General features: G+C 66.6%; 18 protein-coding genes. 9 read left to right on the top strand and 9 right to left on the bottom strand.

The annotated features are described in order from the left end of the window. Positions 1–15: 15 nt before the first annotated feature. Positions 16–387 (top strand): fluoride efflux transporter CrcB, encoded by a 372-nt coding sequence (gene crcB, locus C1720_RS00190; RefSeq protein WP_102282812.1) that lies wholly within the window; start codon positions 16–18, stop codon positions 385–387. On the opposite strand, the gene C1720_RS00185 is transcribed toward crcB, so the two are convergent. The 5 genes from C1720_RS00185 to C1720_RS00165 all read right to left on the bottom strand — a co-directional run bounded on the left by C1720_RS00185 (position 384) and on the right by C1720_RS00165 (position 7,939). After that, positions 384–2,030, bottom strand: coding sequence for an ABC transporter ATP-binding protein (locus tag C1720_RS00185; RefSeq protein WP_102282811.1), 1,647 nt, complete (start codon positions 2,028–2,030; stop codon positions 384–386). The genes crcB and C1720_RS00185 overlap by 4 nt on opposite strands. Further along, positions 2,015–2,818 (bottom strand): ABC transporter permease subunit, encoded by an 804-nt coding sequence (locus C1720_RS00180; protein WP_146006783.1) that lies wholly within the window; start codon positions 2,816–2,818, stop codon positions 2,015–2,017. Before C1720_RS00180 ends, C1720_RS00185 begins: the two co-directional genes overlap by 16 nt. Positions 2,819–2,960: 142 nt before the next feature. Continuing rightward, positions 2,961–4,028: an ABC transporter permease gene (locus tag C1720_RS00175; protein WP_102282809.1), complete on the bottom strand. Its 1,068-nt coding sequence runs from the start codon at positions 4,026–4,028 to the stop codon at positions 2,961–2,963. Continuing rightward, on the bottom strand, positions 4,025–5,617 hold the full coding sequence (locus C1720_RS00170) for an ABC transporter substrate-binding protein (protein WP_102282808.1): 1,593 nt from the start codon (positions 5,615–5,617) through the stop codon (positions 4,025–4,027). Before C1720_RS00170 ends, C1720_RS00175 begins: the two co-directional genes overlap by 4 nt. 141 nt (positions 5,618–5,758) lie before the next feature. Then, positions 5,759–7,939, bottom strand: coding sequence for a TonB-dependent receptor domain-containing protein (locus C1720_RS00165; protein ID WP_102282807.1), 2,181 nt, complete (start codon positions 7,937–7,939; stop codon positions 5,759–5,761). A 351-nt stretch (positions 7,940–8,290) separates the two neighbouring features. Between C1720_RS00165 and tsaA the strand changes: the two genes are divergently transcribed. Both tsaA and C1720_RS00150 read left to right on the top strand, forming a co-directional pair. Then, a complete protein-coding gene (gene tsaA, locus C1720_RS00155) occupies positions 8,291–8,752 on the top strand; it encodes a tRNA (N6-threonylcarbamoyladenosine(37)-N6)-methyltransferase TrmO (RefSeq protein ID WP_199170910.1) in 462 nt (153 codons plus the stop codon). A 63-nt stretch (positions 8,753–8,815) separates the two neighbouring features. After that, positions 8,816–9,709, top strand: coding sequence for a LysR family transcriptional regulator (locus C1720_RS00150; protein ID WP_102282804.1), 894 nt, complete (start codon positions 8,816–8,818; stop codon positions 9,707–9,709). Positions 9,710–10,313: 604 nt separating this feature from the next. On the opposite strand, the gene C1720_RS00145 is transcribed toward C1720_RS00150, so the two are convergent. From C1720_RS00145 to C1720_RS00135, 3 genes are all read right to left on the bottom strand, one after another. Further along, complete coding sequence (locus C1720_RS00145) at positions 10,314–11,120, bottom strand: peptidylprolyl isomerase (protein WP_050716107.1); 807 nt, start codon at positions 11,118–11,120, stop codon at positions 10,314–10,316. 133 nt (positions 11,121–11,253) lie between these two features. Further along, the gene (locus tag C1720_RS00140; protein WP_050716108.1) at positions 11,254–11,532 is read right to left on the bottom strand and encodes a BolA family protein; all 279 of its coding nucleotides are present in this window, start codon (positions 11,530–11,532) and stop codon (positions 11,254–11,256) included. Beyond that, a complete protein-coding gene (locus C1720_RS00135) occupies positions 11,529–12,080 on the bottom strand; it encodes a septation protein A (protein ID WP_102282803.1) in 552 nt (183 codons plus the stop codon). The genes C1720_RS00140 and C1720_RS00135 overlap by 4 nt, the downstream gene beginning before the upstream one ends. 132 nt (positions 12,081–12,212) lie before the next feature. On the opposite strand from C1720_RS00135, the gene C1720_RS00130 reads away from it, so the two are divergent. From C1720_RS00130 to C1720_RS12590, 4 genes are all read left to right on the top strand, one after another. Beyond that, complete coding sequence (locus C1720_RS00130) at positions 12,213–13,247, top strand: branched-chain amino acid ABC transporter permease (protein WP_082203289.1); 1,035 nt, start codon at positions 12,213–12,215, stop codon at positions 13,245–13,247. 389 nt (positions 13,248–13,636) lie between these two features. Continuing rightward, positions 13,637–14,626, top strand: coding sequence for a peptidoglycan recognition protein family protein (locus C1720_RS00125; RefSeq protein WP_102282802.1), 990 nt, complete (start codon positions 13,637–13,639; stop codon positions 14,624–14,626). Between the two features lie 105 nt (positions 14,627–14,731). Beyond that, positions 14,732–15,109: a hypothetical protein gene (locus C1720_RS12595; RefSeq protein ID WP_158241591.1), complete on the top strand. Its 378-nt coding sequence runs from the start codon at positions 14,732–14,734 to the stop codon at positions 15,107–15,109. Positions 15,110–15,312: 203 nt separating this feature from the next. Next, positions 15,313–15,789, top strand: coding sequence for a hypothetical protein (locus tag C1720_RS12590; RefSeq protein ID WP_146006781.1), 477 nt, complete (start codon positions 15,313–15,315; stop codon positions 15,787–15,789). A gap of 511 nt (positions 15,790–16,300) precedes the next feature. Here the strand turns inward: C1720_RS12590 and C1720_RS00120 are convergent. After that, positions 16,301–17,089 carry an outer membrane protein assembly factor BamD gene (locus C1720_RS00120; protein WP_082203290.1) on the bottom strand — a complete coding sequence of 263 codons (789 nt, stop codon included), beginning with the start codon at positions 17,087–17,089 and terminating at the stop codon, positions 16,301–16,303. Positions 17,090–17,127: 38 nt separating this feature from the next. Here C1720_RS00120 and C1720_RS00115 point away from each other — a divergent pair, with 38 nt between their 5' ends. Then, positions 17,128–18,186, top strand: coding sequence for an RluA family pseudouridine synthase (locus C1720_RS00115; protein WP_102282801.1), 1,059 nt, complete (start codon positions 17,128–17,130; stop codon positions 18,184–18,186). Positions 18,187–18,358: 172 nt separating this feature from the next. Continuing rightward, on the top strand, positions 18,359–18,775 hold the full coding sequence (locus C1720_RS00110) for a hypothetical protein (RefSeq protein WP_199170909.1): 417 nt from the start codon (positions 18,359–18,361) through the stop codon (positions 18,773–18,775). Positions 18,776–18,869: the final 94 nt, after the last annotated feature.

Raw genomic sequence — 18,869 nt, 5'->3', positions numbered from 1 at the left:
TGAAACCACGGCAACATGAACCTGATGGCCCTTTGCCTTGGCGCCTGCGCGGGCGCGCTGGCCCGCTGGGCGCTGACGCAGGCACTGAACACGCCCGGCGCGTGGCTGCCCTGGGGCACGCTGGCGGCCAATCTGGCAGGCGGCCTGCTGGCGGGCGTGGCGCTGGCTGCATTTGAGCGCTGGCCGGGGCTGGATCCGGCCTGGCGGCTGGCGGTGATGACCGGCTTTCTGGGCGCGCTCACCACGTTTTCCAGTTTTGGCGTAGAAGTGGTGCACATGCTGCAAACGCAGCGCTGGCTGGCCGCGCTGGCCACGGCGGCGCTGCACACGCTGGGCGTCGTGGGCATGGTGATGGCGGGGCTGAAACTGGCGCGGCTGACGCTTTAGAACCTGTTCAAAGCCTGCCCGGACAGGTCTTCCGGGGCCGGGGCAACCGGCGTGAGCACGCCGCCTTCCAGCCGCAGGATGCGGTCGGCCACGTGGCGGGCAACGGGCAGGTCGTGGGTGATGAGCAGCAGGGCCAGGCCGCGCGTTTCCTGCAAGTGCAGAAACAGGCGCAGCACCTTGGCTTGCACGCTGGCGTCCAGCGCGGCGGTGGGTTCGTCGGCAATGAGCAGCGCGGGTTGCGTGATGAGGGCGCGGGCGATGGCCAGGCGTTGCAGCTCGCCGCCGCTGAGGCGGCGCGCCGGGCGGCGCAGAAAGTCATCCGCCGCAGGCAGGCGCGCATCCGTCAGCGCCTGGCGCGCGGCCGCTTGCAGCGCCGCCGCGTCCAGCCGGCCCTCAATGGCCAGCGGCTCGGCCACGGCCTCGAACACCGAAAAGTGCGGGGCCACGGAGGCGGCGGCGTGCTGGGGCACGAAAGCCAGGCCGCCCTGGCCGCCCTGGCCGCCCAGGCCGTTGCGGGCCGGGCCGCTGGCGCCATCGCGGGCCAGGCCGGGCATTTCAACCGTTCCGGCATCGGGGCGCAGCAGGCCGGCCAGAACGCGCGCGAGCGTGGATTTGCCCGCGCCGCTGGCGCCGGTGATGGCCACGGTTTCGCTGCTTTGCACGCGCAGCGAGGCGCCGCGCAGCACGGGCTGGCCGCCAGCGCGCTTGTGCAGGCCGTGCGCGGCCAGCACGGTCACGATGCCGCCGCGCAGGCAGGCCACGCCGTGCGCATCAGGCGCGGGGCGCTCTTGCAGGCAGCGCTCGATGCGCTGGCTGCACCGGTTGGCAAAGGGGCAGCCGCTGGCGCCGTCTTGCGGCTCGCCGGGGATGCCTTGCAGGTCTTTGCCGCCTTCGCGCGGCCAGGCGCGCAGCAGGCCGCGCGCGTAGGGGTGGCGCGGCGCGGCCAGCACGCGCGCGGCGGGGCCGGTTTCCATCACGCTGCCGCCGTAGAGCACCAGCGTCTGGCCTTGCAGCGCGCGGGCCGGCTCCAGATCGTGCGTCACAACAGCCAGCCGCCTTTGCCGCGCTTCGGCGCGCAGCCGCCGCAGCACCAGATCGCGCGCGGCTGCGTCCAGCGCCGAAGTGGGTTCGTCCAGCACCAGCAGCTCAGGCTCCGGCGCCAGCGCCACGGCCAGCAGCGCGCGCTGGAGCTGGCCGCCGCTGCATTGGGCGGGGTAGCGCGCGTGCAGGCTGGCGGGCAGATCGAGCGAGGCCAGCAAATCAGCGGCGGCGGCGCGGGCCTGCCGCGCGCCCATGGCGCGGTGCAGGCGCAGCGGCTCGGCCACTTGCTCCAGCAGGGTGTGCTGCGGGTTGAGCGCACTGGCTGCGTCTTGCAAGGCGATGCTGGCGCGCCGCCCGCGCCAGGCGCGCAGCTCGGCGGCGCTGGCAGCGGCCAGGTTCAGCCCGCCCACGCGCAGCGCGCCCGTGGCCGGGCCGGGGGCCAGGCCCGCCAGCGCGCGCGCCAGCGTGCTTTTGCCCGCGCCCGATTCGCCCACGATGACCAGCGGCCCGGCTTGCGCGGCGCGAAAGCGCAGGCCGCGCAGCAGCGCCCGGCCACCCGCGCTCACGCCGAAGTCTTCGGCTTCGATCACCAGGCTTTCCATCGCCCCTCTTCCAGTCCCTGCCCGATGAGCGCCAGCCCGATGAGCAGGCACGCCAGGCAGCAGGCCGCAGGCAGCGCGCACCACAGCGCCGCCGGGTGCGCCAGCCAGGGCATGGCCTCGTTGAGCATGCCGCCCCAGGTGGGCTGGCGCGGATCGGCCAGCCCCAGAAAGGCCAGCCCCGCGTAATGGAACACGCCGCGCCGCGCCAGCCCCACGGCCTGCGCGGCCAGCAGGCCCGCCAGCGCGGGCAGCGCGTGGCGGCGCAGCAGCCAGGGCGCGCCCGCGCCGGCCAGGCGGGCTGCGTCCAGGCTTTCATGCCGCCAGACTTGGCGCAGCCGCGCGCGCAGCGTGCGCAGCTCCGCATCCCAGCCCAGCAGCGCCAAAGTAGCGGCCAGCGCCGCCGCGCCGGGGCGGAAGGCCGATGAAAGGGCAATGAGGATGAGCGTGCCCGGCAGCGCGCTGCACACGTCTGCCAGCCGCAGCGTCAGCGCATCGGCGCGCGGGCTGCGCAGGCCCAGCAGCGCCAAAGCGGCGGCCAGCGCCATGCCCAGCGCGCTGACGGCCAGGCCCACGCCCGCCGTCAGCGGCGCGGCGGCGGCCAGGCGGGCCAGCACGTCGCGCCCCAGGTCGTCCACGCCCAGCCAGTGGCGGGCGTCGGGGGCCGTCAGCGCTGCATCGGCCAGGGCGGCGGCCTGCGGCTGCCACCACGCTTGCGCCGCGCGCGCAGCGCCCAGCCCCACGGCCAGCGCCAGCAGCAGGGCCAGGCCCAGGCGGGCGCTGGCGTTCATGCCCGCGCCCATGCCTGCCCGCATGCCAAAGCGGGGGCTGATTTCGCTCCTCTATCCATAGCATGATGTCCTAGTGGAATGTGCGCAGATGCCTTTTTCTGACCCATTTGATTTGCTCCTGTTTCTGATATGCAAGGCGGCTTCATGCCAGCCGCTGCGTGCGCCGCGCGTAGCGGGCGGCAAGGGCGTCGGCGGCCAGGTTCAGCGCCAGCGCCAGCAGGCCCGAGGCCAGCAGCACGCCGCGCACCAGCGGGTAGTCGTGGCGGGCGATGGCGTCGGTCAGCAGCAGGTTGATGCCGGGGTAGGCGAACACGGTTTCCACGTAGATGCCGCCCGCCATGAGGCGCGCGCCCATGCCGCCCAGCCGCGCCAGCGCCACGGCCCACACGTTGGGCGCCAGGTGCCGCCAGCGCAGCGCCAGCGGGCTGGCGCCTTTGGCCAGCGCCATTTCCATGAAGGGCGCGCCGCGCAGGGCCACGGCGGCCGCGCGCGTGATGAGAAACAGGCGCGCGGCCGCTGGCAGGGCCAGCGCGGCCACGGGCAGCGCCAGGTGATGCGCGCGCTCCAGCACGGCTTGCAGGCCCGTGGCCTGCGAAAACGGCGCGGCCGCGCCCGAAGCCGGAAACCACGGCAGCCCGTGCGCGAACAGCAGCGCCAGCCCCATGGCCACGGCAAAGGCGGGCAGGCTTTGCAGCGCCAGCATGGCGGCGGTGAGGGCGCGGTCCAGCCAGCGCAATGGAGATTGGGGCGATGGGTGTGACGGGGGCGGCTGGAAGAAAGCCGCCTCCAGGCCCAGCAGCATGCCCGCCGCCAGCGAGAGGGCCAGCGCGCAGCCCGTGAGCAGCAGCGTCCAGGGCAGGTGCTGCGCCAGCAGGGCGGCCACGGGCATGCCGTGGCGCGGCGAGTAGCCCAGATCCAGCCGCGCAAGCTGCCCCAGCCAGGCCAGGCCCTGCCGCCACAGCGGCTGGCCCAGGCCCAGCTCTTGCAGCATCTGGCGGCGCTGCCCGTCGCTGAGTTCGGTCATGGCGTCCTGCCCCAAAAAGGCGGTGACGGCGTCGCCGGGCATCAGCAGCGGCAGCGCGAAGTCCAGGCCCAGCAGCGCGAGCACGGCCAGCGCATAGGCGGGCAGGCGCGCGGCCAGGCCTGCCGCGCCAGAAGCGGCTTCAGAAGCGGCTTCAGAAGCGGGGGCAGGGGCGGCGGCCAGGCTCACTGCGTGAACATCAGCTTGTTCAGCGGCAGCGGCACGCCGAAGGCAAAGCCGCCGGGCGTGAACCAGGGGCAAAAGCGCGGGCCGCAAGCCGCCGCCCACAGCGGCGAGTACAGGTAAAAGGACGGCAGCTCCTCGGCGTAAATGGCCTGCGCCTGCTCGATGAGGGCACGCCGCTCGTCCGCGCTGGCCGCGCGCTCCTGGCGCTCCAGCAGCTCCAGCAAATCGGCGCGGCTGCGGAAAGCGTCGCTCAAGGGCGCCTTGCCCGCCATTTGCCGCGCCATGTTGCCGGGGTCGCCATTGACGCCTTGCGAGACCAGGGCCAGATCGAAATCTTCCGCGCTGAGGCGCGCGGCCAGCGCGCTTCGCTCCAGCAGCTGCACCTGCACGGCCAGGCCCAGCGCCTCCAGCTGCGCGGCCAGCGCCGAGGCCAGGCGCGCGTGCCCGCGCAGGGCCAGCAGGCTGACGGCCAGCGGCTCGCCCTGGGCGCTGCGCAGGCGGCCTTGTTCATCAGGCGCGTAGCCAGCTTGCGCGAGCTGGCGGCGCGCGGCCTGCGCGTCAAACGCATAGGCGGCCAGCGGCTCGCCCGCCTGCCAGGGGCTGCCGCGCAGAAAGCGCCCGGCGCTGACTTCGCCCTGGCCGTTTTCCACGATGCGCAGCAGCGCCTGCCGGTCAATGCCGCGCGCGATGGCGTGGCGCAGGCGCTTGTCGGCAAAGGGCGCGCGGGCGTGGTTGAAGCGCAGGCGCACGGGGTGGCCGGACTGCGCCTTCACCACCGTGGCAAAGCGCCCGGCCTCGTCCAGCAAGTGCGTTGGCAGGGCGCGGATCATGTCCACCTCGCCCCGGCGCAGCGCGCCCAGCGCCAGCGATGGCTCCATGCGCACGAACACCAGCTCGCGCACGCGCGGCGCGCCCTGCCAGTGGCCCTCCACGGCGCTGAAGCGGTAGCGCCCGCCCGCCTTGTCGTAGCCGGTGACGCGGTAGGGGCCGCTGCCCACAACGCCCTGCATGCTCATGCGGCGCGGGTCGGCCAGCGGCGCGAACACGTGCCGGGGCAGGATGGGCAGCGTGGCCGCCAGCTGCGGCACGAAAGAGGCGCTGGGCTGCTTCAGCCGCACGCGCACGCGGCCGTCCGCCAGCGCGTCCACGCCCGCAACGGCGCTCACGTCCATGAAGGGATTGGGGTGCTGGCGGAAGTAATCGAAGGTGAAGGCCACGTCGCCCGCAGTCACGGGCTGGCCGTCGTGCCAGCGCGCCTGCGGATGCAGCTCGAACTCCACGGCCAGGCGGTCTTCGCTTTCGCGCCACTGGCGCGCCAGGGCGGGCACGAGATGGCCCTGGCGGTCGCGCCACAGCAGCGAGTCGAACACCAGCATCGTCAGCGCGTAGCCCACGCCGTCGGGCGCGTGGGTGAAGGGCGAGGGCAGGCCGTGGTCGCCCCGCTCGTCAGCGATGGTGACGCGCTCGATGCGTCCAGCGCGCGCAGCAGGCGCAGCAGACGCAACAGGCTGGGCCAGCGCGGCGGGCAGGCTGCCGCACAAGGCGGCCAGCAGCGTCAGACAAAGAAGGCATTTTTTCGCTCTTGAATCCATAGCGTGATGTCCTAGTGGAATGTGCGCAAGCGCCGTTTTCAAGCCCACGGATTTGCTCCTGTTTTCGATGCTCCCGGGCGCGCTCCAAGGCCCGGCCGCAAGGCGAGCGCAGGGCGCAAGGCGGGCTTTCGGAACCAGCGCTCAAAACTCGCGGCTGACGCTCACCGTCACGCTGCGGCCGCTGCCGGGAAAGAGGTTGATGCTGGGATTGGCGCGGTCGGCCACGACGAAGGTGCTGACGTAGCGCCTGCCCGTGAGGTTTTCGCCGCGCACCTGCACGCGCCAGGGGCCGCGCCGGTATTCGGCGCGCAGGCCCAGCAGGGCGTAGCGCCTTTGCACGTAGCCAGGGGTGTTGGCGTGATCGACGTATTCATTCAGCGGCTGCCACAGTAGCGTCGGCCCCGCGCGCCAGCCGCCCGCGCGCCACAGCAGCTCGGCCTGGATGAAGTGCCGGGGCGCGCCCGCGATGCGCTTGCCCGCAAGCGGGCCGCCGCGAAAGCGGTAGTCGCTCCACGTCCATGCGGCGCGCCAGTCGAAAGCGCCGCCCGGCCAGCCTTCGGGCAGACCGTGCAGGCGCAAGCGGCCTTCCATGCCCGCTTCCAGGCCCTGGTGGCGCGTGCCGCCCGCGTAGTTGCGGGTGCTGGCCTGCAAGCCGCTTGCATCCGCCGTGCGCAGCAGCTCGCCCCGGATGGCGCTGCGGTAGAGCGCAAGCTGCCAGCGCGCATCCCAGGCCTGGCCGGGGCCGCCCAGGCGGCCTTCGGCGCCCGCTTCCACGGTGGTGGCGCGCTGCATGCCCAGCCGCGCCAGCGCCGTGGCGGCACGCGCGGGGTTGTTTGCCGCCACGGAGCCGGTCACCAGGTCGGTGAAGGTGGGCGCTTCGTGGCTGCGGCTGAGGTTGGCGAACAGGCGCAGGTCTGCCCGGGGCCGCCAGATCAGGCCCGCCTTGGGCGTGGCGTAGCGCCAGCTTTGCCGCTGCGCGGCGGCGCTGGTGCGGCTTTGCGCGTTGCGGCGGCTGCGGGTGATGCGCAAATCGGCCGTGAGCGTCCAGCCGGGGGCCACGTCCACGTCCAGCCCGGCGCTGGCGCGCGCGTTTTCGGCCATCAAATCAAAGCTGCCAAAGCGTTGCAGCAGCGCGCCCGTGCGCGGCTGGATGGAATGGAAGTCGCGCCCGGTGCCGCTGCGCTCCCACGCGGCGGCCAGCCGCCAGCGCCAGGCCGCCGAGGGCGTGAAAAAGCTCTGCCACTGCACGCCGCGCGTGCGGGCGCTCCAGAGGGCGGCGCGCACCATGTTTTGCTCTTGCACGTCGGTGTGCTGCCACCACAGGCCCAGCTCGTGGCGCAGGCGCTCGCCGCCCCAGCTGGTGCGGCTGGCGGCGCGCCACTGCCGCGCGTTGCGGTGAGGGTTGCGCTGGTAGAGGTTGAGCAGCCGGTCGCGCGGCGTGTTGCCGTCGCCCAGCACCTGGCTGGGGTCGCCATAGGCGCGGCCGGGCGGCAGCGGGCCGGCGATGTGGTAGCCCAGGTCCGTCCAGCCCAGCCACAGGCGGCTTTCCAGGCCGCCAGCGCCGCGCCAGCCCGCGTTGGCCTGCACGCTTTTGCGCTGGCCATCAGAGTGATGGCGAAAGCCCCGGTAGCGCTCGCCGCTGAAGCTCACGCGCGCATCCAGCCCGCTTTCGGCGCTGGCCGCGCCCAGGGCCGCCTGCCAGGCGCGCCGCCCGAAGCTGCCGGTCTGAAGCCGCGCCAGGCCGCGCCCGTCGTAGCCCGTGAGCGACTGAAAGTCCATCTCGCCGCCCAGCGACTCGCCAGCAGGCGAGCGTGCGTTCGCGCCCCGGCGGATGCTGATTTGCGCCGTGTTGCGCGGATCGGCCAGGCCGCTGACGTAAGTGCCGTCGGCGTCATTGAGCGGCAGGCCGTCGAGCAGCAGCGTCACGCCGCGATTGACCGGGTGGCTTTGCAGGCCGGAGCCGCGCATGTTCAGGCGCGGCGCGTCAAAGCCGCCGAACAGGTCTTGCACGATCACGCCCGGCTGCACGCCCAGCGCGTCGCGCAGGCCCGTCAGGCGCCCTTCGTCTTGCGGCAGCGCCAGCGCCGTGCCGCCCGCAATGCGCGCCAGCCGCCGCCGCTCGCGCGGCGCGGAAGGCGCCAGGGGCGAATCGCCGCTGGCCGCGCCCGCCGTGGCGCGCACCGTCACGCCCGGCAGCGCGCCGCCATCTGCGGCCTGCTGCGCTGCGGCCACGGGCAGCAGCGCCGCCAGCGCCGCGCCCCGCCAAAGGCGCGAAAAATGCCCATGCCCCGCCAGAGGCGCTCTCGTCTGCCAGCCTTTCATGTGAACCTGCCTTTACTCCATCTGCGTGCTTGTCACAAACGAAGGATTCGCGCTGCCAAAACAAGCGAATCATTCGCATCGCGCAAATGCTAGGAAGGCAAGGGCATGAAAGCAATTTGCATTTTCTGAAAGCGGCATTCAGAAAATCCGAGGCAGGCCGCGCTGCGGAAAAAGAAGCGAATCTGCACACGCAAAAAACGCCTTTTGCGCCCATCCGGCGGGGAGTCCGCGCCATGAATCAAGGAGCTGAAAGCCGCGCGCTTTCGCAAAGGCTGAGGGCCGCCCCCGGCAGATTTGAATGGACGCGCCGCGCCCGGCCCGGCATAGTGCGGCGGCATGAACACGCCTGACTTGAATGACGCTTTAACGCTCCGCCCCATAGGCTGCGTGCGCACGCCCTGGCGGCAGTTGCAGGACTGCCCGCGCGGCGTGCGCGGCCTGGGCGAGCCGGCCTGGCTGGAAATTGACCCGGCTTTTGAAGACGCGCTGCTGGGCATCGAACAAGCCTCGCACCTGCACGTGCTGTACTGGCTGCACCAGGCGCCGCGCCAGACGCTGCGCAGGCCCACGCCGCATGACGGCGTGCTGCGCGGCGTGTTCGCCACGCGCTCGCCCCAGCGGCCCAACCCCATCGGCATGGCCGTCGCGCAGCGGCTGCGGCGCGAGGGCGCAAGGCTGCTCGTCAGCGGGCTGGACTGCCTGGACGGCACGCCGCTCATCGACATCAAGCCCTATCTGCCCCAGGCCGATTGCGTGCCCGGCGCCACGCTGGCGTGGCAGCCCGCCGCTCCCGCCTCCGTGCCCGCGCCGTAAACCGCGCGCAAGCGCCCAGGCGAAAGCCGCAAACCACACGCCGCGAACACCGGCCACAGGCTCATGGAAATCTATCAACTGCGCACCCTTTTGGCCGTGGCGCGCGAAGGCAGCATCACGCGCGCCTCCGAGCGGCTGTTTCTCAGCCAGCCCGCCATCAGCGCCCACATCAAGGCCATGGAAGACGAGCTGGGCATCGCCCTGTTCGAGCGCACGCCGCGCGGCATGAGCCTGACGGCCAATGGCGCGCAGCTGCTGGAGCGGGCCGGGCGCATCATGGCCCTGCACCGCGAGTTCATCGAAGAGGCGCGGCGCATCAAAGGCCGCATCAGCGGCCGCGTGCGCCTGGGCGCCATCCGCAACCCCAGCGCCCGCGTTCTGGGGCGGCTGCTGGCCCGGCTCTCGCACGCCTGCCCTGACATCGAAGTGGCCCTCACGCACGGCACATCTGGCGAAATCGCGCGCGCCATACGCGGCGGCAGCCTGGACGCAGGCTTTTACGCCGAAGCGGGCGCGCCCGATGACATCCTGCACGCCATCGAAGCCGGACGCTTTGCCGTGCGCCTGGCCGCGCCGCCGGGCTGGGCGGCCAACGCGGCCAGCCCCGACTGGCGCGCCCTGGCGGGCAGACCCTGGATCTGCCCGCAGCCAGGCACCTGCTGCGGCCAGGTGCTGGATGAGTGGTTCGACAGCCAGGGCTTTCGCCCCGCCCGCATGGTGAGCATTGACCAGGAAAGCGTGACCGCCACGCTGATCGCCGGCGGCGTAGGCATCGGCCTGCTGCACGCCGAAACCGCCCAGCGCGCACAAGCCAAGGGCGAAGCCGAACTGCTGGGCGGCCCCGTGCGCGAAGTCGCCCTGCTGTTCGCCTGCCTGCGCGAACGCCGGCAAGAGCCGCTCATCAGCGCCGCAATCAGCGCCGCACGCGAGGCGGCGGCGCATGAGGGCAGCGCATGAAGGGAGGGCGTGGAAGGGTTGCAGAAAGGCTGTTTTTGCTCTATTTCCAATAGCATGATGTCCTAGTGGAAAGAGCGAGAAACGGCTTTTTACCCCCTTTGAATTCGCTCCTTTTTCTGATGCCCTTTTCCCTTTCCGACGCGCCCTGCCGCTTGTATTGATACCGCTCTGACTGCCTGCGGTGAAGCGCCGCCCGTGCTCACCGCCTGCACCACGCACGGCCATCGCTAACGCCTGAAGGCGGGCGCAGGCTGCGTTCTGCGCCAGGGCACGCGCCTGCGATGTTGAAAGATTTGCAGAAAACAAGAGCGGATACAACTCCCGGAAAACGGCTTTTGCGCCCATTCCATCAGGGCATCATGCTATTGATAGATGAGCGAGGTGCAAGCAAAACAGCCCGTCTGCCGTCTGCCTGTTGTCTGCAAACTGTCTGCGTCTTGCACATTCTGTTCCGCCCTTTGCGCGTCCACGGGCTGGCCGTGGCACATCTCCAGGCGGCGAAAGCTTGCGCCTGAACCCCAAGGCAGTCACGGCCACGAAAAAGCGCCTGCGGGGCCGTGAAGACCGCGCAGGCGCTGGAGTGGAAGAAACAAGGCGCTGGCGCTTATTCCACCTTGGCCTTTTCGCGCAGCTCTTCCTGGTATTTGGCGAGGTTCTGACGCTCCAGCTGCTGCACGACTTGCGGCTTGACCGCTTCAAACTTGGGCAGCTCGGGCGGCGTGGCTTTGCGCACGTCATCCAGGTGAATGATGTGGTAGCCGAACTGGGATTTGACCGGCTCTTGGGTGGTTTCGCCCTTTTTCAGCTTCTGCATGGCCTCTGAAAATTCCTTCACGTAGCTGGAAGGCGAGGCCCAGCCAAGGTCGCCGCCATTGGCGCCGGAGCCGGCGTCTTTGGATTGCTTTTTGGCGATGGCTTCAAATTTCTCGCCCTTTTTCAGCTTGGCGATGATGGCTTTGGCCTCGTCTTCCTTTTCCACCAGGATGTGGCGGGCCTTGTATTCCTGGTCGCTGGCAGATTCGCGCTGGAGCTTGGCAATGCGGTCGTATTCGGCGCGCGCCTGCTCGTCGCTGACGGGGTGGGTCTTCTGATAGTTGTCCATCAGCTCAGAGATGAGGATGCTCTCGCGCGCCATTTCCAGGCGCTTGGCGAATTCGGGCTTTTTGTCCAGGCCCAGTTTGGCGGCTTCCTGCAAATAGATTTCGCGCAGGATCAGCTCTTCTTTCATGATCTTGGTCACGTCATCGGGCACGGGACGGCCCTGGCGCTTGGCCTGATCCTTGAATTGCGTGATCAGTTCATCCAGCCGGGCCTGCGGGATGGGTTTGCCGTTGATGACGGCCACGTTCTGGGCCAAAACGGGCGCGGCCAGCGCGCCTGCGATCAGGGCTGCAATCAGTTTTTTCTGCATTTGAAGCGGGGAAAGGTTGAAGAAAAAAGGAAAAGCGCCGCAGCAAGTGCGGGCGCCGGATGACAACGCAAGCCAAGCTGAGGCTGCCAGAACCTGTTCGCGCCCACGGATAGACCATGAACAGGTTCCAGGTTCATGCGGTCAGTATTTCAATGGCAACCGCATGGACGCCCTCGCCATCGATATAAGGGCGCAGGGCATCATACACAAGGCGATGGCAGGCCACGCGGCTTTTGCCGGCAAAGGCGGGCGCGGCCAGGCGCACCAGAAAATGCGTGCCATAGCCGCTGCCGTTGGCCCCTGCGTGACCGGCGTGGCGCCAGCTTTCGTCCAGCACTTCAAGCGCAGTGGGGGCCAGGGCCTGGTGCAAGGTTTGCGCCATGCGGCGGGCCAGGGCGTCGGGGGCGTTCATGCGGGGGTGTCCTTTGTTTCCACATTCGTTTCCAGGTAGCGGGCCACGTAAAAGCCCTGACCCACGATGAAAACCAGCGGAAACACGAAGCCCCAGAGCTTGAAGCTGGCCCAGGCGTCGGTGCTGAAAAACAGCGCCACGTAGCCATTGAGCGTAGCCATGAACAGGCAGTAGGCCACCCAGCCCAGGCACAGCTTGCGCCACACGTTTTCAGGCAAGGCCAGCTGGCTGCCCAGCATCATTTGCAGCAAGTTGCGCCCAAAGCCCCAGAGCGCCACGGCCAGGGTCAGCGCCATGCCCGCGTAAAGCACCGTGGGTTTCCACTTGATGAAACGCTCGTCTTGCAGCGCCAGCGTGAGCGCGCCAAACACCAGCACCAGCGCCAGCGTGGCCTTGTGCATGGCGCTGAGCTTTTTGTCCATCCAATACACCACCAGCATTTGCAGCGCGGTGGCGGCCATGAGCACGGCCGTGCCCACGTAAATGCCTTGCAGCTTGTAGGCAATGAAGAAAAAGACGAGGGGGAAGAAGTCAAGCAGGAATTTCATCAGGGCGCGGAGTGTAGAAGAGGCGCGCGGCAGCCCGCAGGCCGTTCATAGAATCGCCGCCGCCTTCCGCGCAGTCCAGCCAAGACCGCGCCCGAGTCTGCATCCGCATCCGCCACGCCCGTCTCCCGCTCCGTGTCCGCCCAATACCTGATCGTCACCTTGCTCAACGGCATCAGCTACGGCCTGCTGCTGTTCATGCTCAGCGCGGGGCTGACGCTCATCTTCAGCCTCATGGGCGTGCTCAATTTCGCCCATGCCAGCTTCTACATGCTGGGCGCGTATGCAGGCTGGTCGCTTGCGGGCTGGCTGGGCTTTGCGCCCGCGCTGGCGCTCGCGCCGCTGGCCGTGGGGCTGGCTGGCGCCGCGTTCGAGCGCTGGGTGCTGCGGCGCGTGCATGTCTTCGGGCATGTGCCCGAGCTGCTCGCCACCTTTGGCCTGGCCTACGTGGTGCAGGAAGCCGTGCAACTGGCCTGGGGGCGCGGGCCGCTGGAATTTGCCCCGCCCGCCTGGCTGCAAGGCGCGGCCTTCACGCTGGTCGGCCCTCCGCAACAGGGCCTGCTGGGCCTGCCAGAGCTGCAATGGGTTGCGGGCGCGGCCAGCGCCACGGTCTGCCAGACGGCCATCTGCACCCCTTTTGCCGCCATGCGCGCCTTCATGGCGGCCGTGGCGCTGGGCATGCTGGGCGCGCTGTGGCTGCTGCTGGCGCGCACGCGCCTGGGGCTGGTGGTGCAAGCCGCGCTCACGCACCCGCAGATGGCGCAGGCGCTGGGGCACAACGTGCCGCGCGTGTTCATGCTGGTATTTGGCTGCGGCACGGCGCTGGCGGCGCTGGCGGGCGTGCTGGGCGGCAGCGCCTTCGTCACCGAGCCAGGCATGGCGCAGGCCCTTGGCCCCATCATCTTCGTCGTCGTCATGGTGGGCGGCCTGGGGTCGCTGGCCGGAGCGCTGGCCGCCTCGCTGCTCATTGGCCTGCTGCAAACCGCCGCCGTGGCCGTCAATGCCAGCGTGCTTGACGCGCTCCAGGCCCTGCATCTGGCTCCCGCCGCCAGCGACTCGCCCCTGCTGCGCCTGCCGCTGGCGCAAATCGCGCCCGTGCTGCCCTACCTGCTGCTGGTGCTGGTGCTGGCCATCCGCCCGCAAGGGCTGATGGGGCGCAGACAGGCATGAAGGCCCCGGGCAGGCAAGCGCAGCCAGCGTGAACGCCGCAGCCCCCAGGCTGATCCAGCCTGCCGGATGGCATCGAAAACAGGAGCAAATCTGAAGGGGTGAAATGCCATTCCGCGCAGATTCCACTAGGACATCCAGCTATAAATACAGGAGCTGAATGAGGCATGTTTTCTCCGTCTTCCCCTCCTCATTCCAAACCGCTTTTCCCCCTCAAAGCCTCCGCAAGAGCTGCGGCAAGAAAGCTGAACACCTGAAAACCACATAAAGCAACAAATAATATGTTTTTGCGAACCAATGAATCGCGATGAAACATATTGATTGTGGTGAGTTGGTATTACGTATATCCTTCGGCTTGCCCGAATGTCAGGGTTTTTCATCAAGGAGCAATCATGGCCACGAACGGCATATCCAGCACTGCCTCCCGCAGCAGCCTTCAATCCCTGCCCGATGCGCCCCAGCCGCATCCCACCGGCGCAGACAGCCCGCAGCCAGCCTCCAGCCCTTCCACGCCCGGCAACAGCCAGACGCTCACGCGGATGGCACGCGATGCCCGCCCGCCCCTGGCAGGCCAGCAGCAAGCCGCAGCGGCAAACGCCAAAGGCACGGCAACCGGCGCCTCCCAGCTCAACATTGACGACAAAGGCCATGTTCAGCATGAAAGGGTGCTGCTGAAAACGGCGGCAGGGCGCGAAACCATCAGCCCGAAGATTGAGCGCAAGGAAATGCCAGCGGTGAATGGATTGATCATCCACCAGACCCAGTCTTCTTCTGTCAATTCCACCTTGAACAGCTACGCACAGGACGGGGCCAATGGCGCGCACTTTCTGATTGACAAGGACGGAACCATTTATCAGACGGCTTCGCTGAAGCGAAAAACAAACCATGTGGGGCGGCTCAGGAGCCGCTGTGCGCAGGAAAAAAGCTGTTCGCCTCAAGAAATAAAGCTGAATGAAAAATTTGATCCTATACAAGAGGGCTTGCGGGAAAGCAAGAAACCGGCAAGAGAGCGTTTCCCCTCCAACCACGACTCCATTGGAATTGAACTGGTGGGCATGGCTTACAAGGCAAAAAGTCATCAGGAAACTAGCAATCCGGATGGCAGTTTCAATTTTTCCGTTGCTACTCAGGAAGGAAGGGAGCTGAAATATGAAAACCTGTCGGTCGAGATTGCTAGCCAAATGCGAAAAGAGATCAAGAAAAGCAGGATTACGGACAAATATTATTTATTTGAGCAAGTCACAAACGATCAGAATGAGGCCCTCCAATGGCTGACGCAGCAGCTTCGCAGCGAATATTCAATACCAGAATCAGAAGTGTTTGCTCATCCGACAGTTTCCTATAAAACGGATTCGGAAGCGCTGACAGCCCAATGGAGGTAAACAATTGTGGATTCAAGATGGCTAGTCTGCCTGCCTTTCATTATGACGCCTGGCGTCATGGCTTTAGCACAGCAAATGCCTATCTCTGATTCCTGCGTGGAAAGCATGGAAGACGATTTTGCAGAAGACACGGTTCTGTTGTGTCCATCGCCCTTGCCGCCGGTCAAAACCATTCATATGGAGGGCAGCTTGGGAGATGAGAATAGAGAGCGGGAACCAGACTGTAATACGTTTAAACCAGATATTGCCACGGTGCGACGCTATTTTTCAAAAGCGCGGCAAATCAGCGAGCAAGACTGGATGCATAAGCTAACCTGGGTGTCGTGTAGTGCTTATGGCTCAATGACGCTGGAAGATGGGCGCAAGGCACGCTGGGGTATTAGCGCAACCCGTTCAGCCCGGATTGCGATTGAAGGGCCGCCGCTACAGGTTTTTTACCTCTATTGTCCAGAAGTGGATTGCGATTTTCCGCCCTTCTGGTAGCAAGCGGCTATCTCGACAATTGCCTTCAAGCACAGTGCATGAAGGCAATTTGTTTTGGGGACGATGAAACGCATAAGCCCCAATGCCCCGCCAGGAATCCGCGCGGTGAATATTCAATACCAGAATCGGAAGTCTTCGCTCATCCAACAGTTTTCCGCAAAACAGGTTCGGAAGCGCTGACAGCTCGATGGAGATAGATCATCATGAATTCCAAATGGCTAGTCTGCCTGCCTTTCATTCTGACGCCTAGCGCTTTGTCCTTGGCCCAAGAAATGCCTGTTCATGATGCCTGCGTAGATATATTGGAAGAGGACTTTGCAGACGACACGATCACGCTATGCCCCTCGTCACTGCCGCCCATCAAGACCATTCAGGTGGAACGTTATAGTGAGAGCAAAAAGGGATTAGGGGAGCCGGATTGCAATACATTTCATCCGGACGCCGCTACAGTGCGGCGCTATTTCTCAAAAGCGTGGCAAATTAGCCGCTGGGACTGGACGCATAAGCTAACCATGATTTCATGCAGCGCTTCTGGCTCCATGACGCTGGAAGATGGGCGCAGAGCGCGCTGGGGTATTAGCCCCAACCGTTCAGCTCTCATCAGAATTGATGGAGGAGACTATCAGGAATACTTCTTCTTTTGCTCGAAAGCGGATTGCGGTTTTGCGCCATTTTGGTGAATGAAATGGCAGGCGTCTGCAAATGCGTTCACGCATGTTTGTCGGCATTTTTTTCATTTTCCGCTGTGCAGGCGTTGCATTGTGAGCGGCGCCTATTGTGAGTAACGCTTATTGCGGCCCGCTTCATTGGCCTGCTTGATTGCCGCCGTGCTTTTCGCCCGCCGGAAAAACGGATCAGGAGACAAGGCAGGGACGACAGGCATGCCGCATTGTTTCGCTCCTTTTTCCATAGCATGATGTCCTAGTGGAAACTGCGCGAGGCGGCACTTTGAGGCCTTTGAATTCGCTCATGTTTTTGATGCGTTCTGTGCCTGGGTGCGTGATGGTGAGCGGCCGTCAAGCCGCTTGCATGTCTTGGAAGGCTGGTTATTTTCAGAACCTGCGCGCAGCCGGTTTGTGGGCGCGAAAGCGCGGATTGGGGCGCTCTATTGGCTCTATTGCATTGAAGCATTGAAAAAGCCGCCCTTGGGCGGCTTTGGCATGCGCATGGGCGGGAAGGCAAGCCGGGCGCTTACCAGATTTGCCACCAGGGCTTGCTTTTGGTTTTGACGCTGCCGCCCGGGTAGTTGAGTTCCAGCACGCGGCGGGCGTCGTCGCGCAGGTCGGTCATGCCCAGCTTGTCGTAGGAATCGGCCAGGATGTGCAGGGCTTCTTCCAGGGCGGGGGCGTCGCGGTAGTCCTTGAGGGCCTGCTGGGCGCGGTTGATGGCGGCCACGTAGGCGGCGCGGCGGTAGTAGTAGCGGGCCACGTGCACTTCGTACTGCGCCAGGGCATTGACGGTGTAGCGCATGCGCGCGCGGGCGTCGGGCGCGTAGCGCGAGTCAGGAAAGCGGGTGACGAGTTCGCTGAAGGACTCATACGCTTCCTTGGCCGCTTTCTGGTCGCGCTCGGAGAGGTCTTGCCGCGCGATGGAGGCAAACAGCCCCATGTCGTCGTTGAAATGGATGACGCCCTTCATGTAAAGCGCGTAATCCAGCGCGGGGCTGGCCGGGTGCAGGCGGATGAAGCGGTCGAGCGTGCCCACGGCTTCGGCCTTGTCGCCGTTTTTGAACTGGGCGTAGGCTTTTTCCAGCTGCGCCTGCTGGGCCAGCGGCGTACCGGCGGCGCGCCCTTCCAGCGTTTCAAGCATGGGAATGGCCTTGTCGTAGCTGCCCGCGCTCATTTCTTCCTTGGCTTCGGAGTGGATGCGGCCCGGACTCCAGTTTTCCATGTTGTTGCCCGATTTGGAGGCGCAGCCAGCCAGCGCGGCGGCAAGGGCTGCGGCCAGGGCGGCTGCCGATAATCTGGCGTAGAAATTCACGGGTCTTTCCCCTCTTGAGACGAAGCTGAAACGAAACGATGGAGTCTATCGCGCCCCTTGCATCCACTCTTGCGCCCGCCCCTGAAGCCGCTTTTGATGCAGCTTTTGATGCCGCCAGCGCTGCGGATGACGCGCAGGAGGACGGCGCGGCGCTGGCCGAAGAGCGCCAGCTGGCCGTGCCCGCCGCCTGGCATGGCCAGCGGCTGGACCGCGCCCTGGCCGCGCTGGCGCCCGAGTTTTCACGCAGCTACCTCAGCCAGTTGATCCATGAGGGCGCCGTCACGCTGGCGGGCTGCCCGGCCCTCAAACCCGCCCGGCGCGTCAAGGCGGGCGAGCCGCTGACCCTCACGCTGCGCCCCACGCCGCAGGCGCAGGCTTTCACCGCGCAGGCCATGCCGCTGGCCGTGCTGCATGAAGACGAGCACCTGCTCGTGCTGAACAAACCCGCCGGACTGGTGGTTCACCCCGCGCCCGGCCACTGGAGCGGCACGCTGCTCAATGGCCTGCTGGCCCACGGCCCGGCTTTTGCCCGTCTGCCGCGCGCGGGCATCGTGCACCGGCTGGACAAAGACACCAGCGGCCTGATGGCCGTGGCCAAAACCCGCCCGGCGATGGATGCGCTGGTGGCCGCCATCGCCGCCCGGCAAGTGAGCCGCGAATACCTTGCGCTGGCCCATCGTCCGTGGCAGGGCGCGGCCCAGCGCGTGGTGGAGGCCCCCATTGGCCGCGATCCGCGCCACCGCCAGCGCATGGCCGTGGTTGATCTGGCCCGGCACGCAGGCAAGCCCGCGCTGACCACTTTCACCCTGCTGGGCAACGCGCCGCATGAGCCAGGCTGCCTCGTCCACGCCCGCCTGGGCACGGGCCGCACCCATCAAATTCGCGTGCACATGGCGCACATCGGCCATCCGCTGGTGGCTGACGCGCTCTACGGCGGCGCGCCCGCCGCAGGCATGGCCCGCCAGGCCCTGCACGCCCGCCGCCTGGCGCTGGCCCACCCCGTCACCGGCGAGCCGCTGGCTTTTGAAGCCCCCCTGCCCGCCGACATGGCCGCCGCCCTGGCCGCCTGGGGCCTTGCGCAATGCCTGCCTGGATGAAAGACGAAGCCAATAAACAAGATGGAGGCTGGCAAAACAAAAACCAGCCATTTTGATTGGCGCTGTTATTTTCTGCCGTTCGGCATATATCCTTGAAAATCAGGCAGGCACATGGAGCGGCAATTCGGGCAGACCTAATCGGTTGGATTCAATTTAACGGATTTGCGCACGATTGATTTCATGCCGCCATCATCATGGCAATCCAGCATCAAACGGCAACGGGCAACAACCAGCAAAACCCGGCATTTCCACATCGCTTCCCATGCCAGTTCATCTGACCAACGAGTTAATGCCGGGCGGCTCGCGCCTGTTTTTCACATGGCCGCAAAACTGCTCGCCGCTGCGCCTGCTGTGGCTCATCTTGCGTTTGCCCGCGCTGCCCACCGCCTATCTTCCTGATCTGGTGACAGGCGAAACATGGATCGACTGGCGCTGGCGCGGCCATCGGTTCAGCGCCCACAGCATTTATGGCGATTTCCTCTTTTTTTCTGAAAACCCGGATTGCCCCGAAACGCTGCTGCGCACGCTGGCGGAATATCTTGCCGCGCAGATACCTCCAGATATTCCGCAGATCAAATCAGGCGGATAAATGGCGGCGTTGTGGAATGGAAAATAACCAGAATAGGCGATCACATCCTGACGCTGACGCCAGTGAAAGAAATTCAGCGTGCCAGCAAAAATGC

The sequence above is a fragment of the Ottowia massiliensis genome (assembly GCF_900240305.1).
Classification (GTDB): domain Bacteria; phylum Pseudomonadota; class Gammaproteobacteria; order Burkholderiales; family Burkholderiaceae_C; genus Ottowia; species Ottowia massiliensis.
This window is presented reverse-complemented; position numbering and strand designations above follow the sequence as displayed.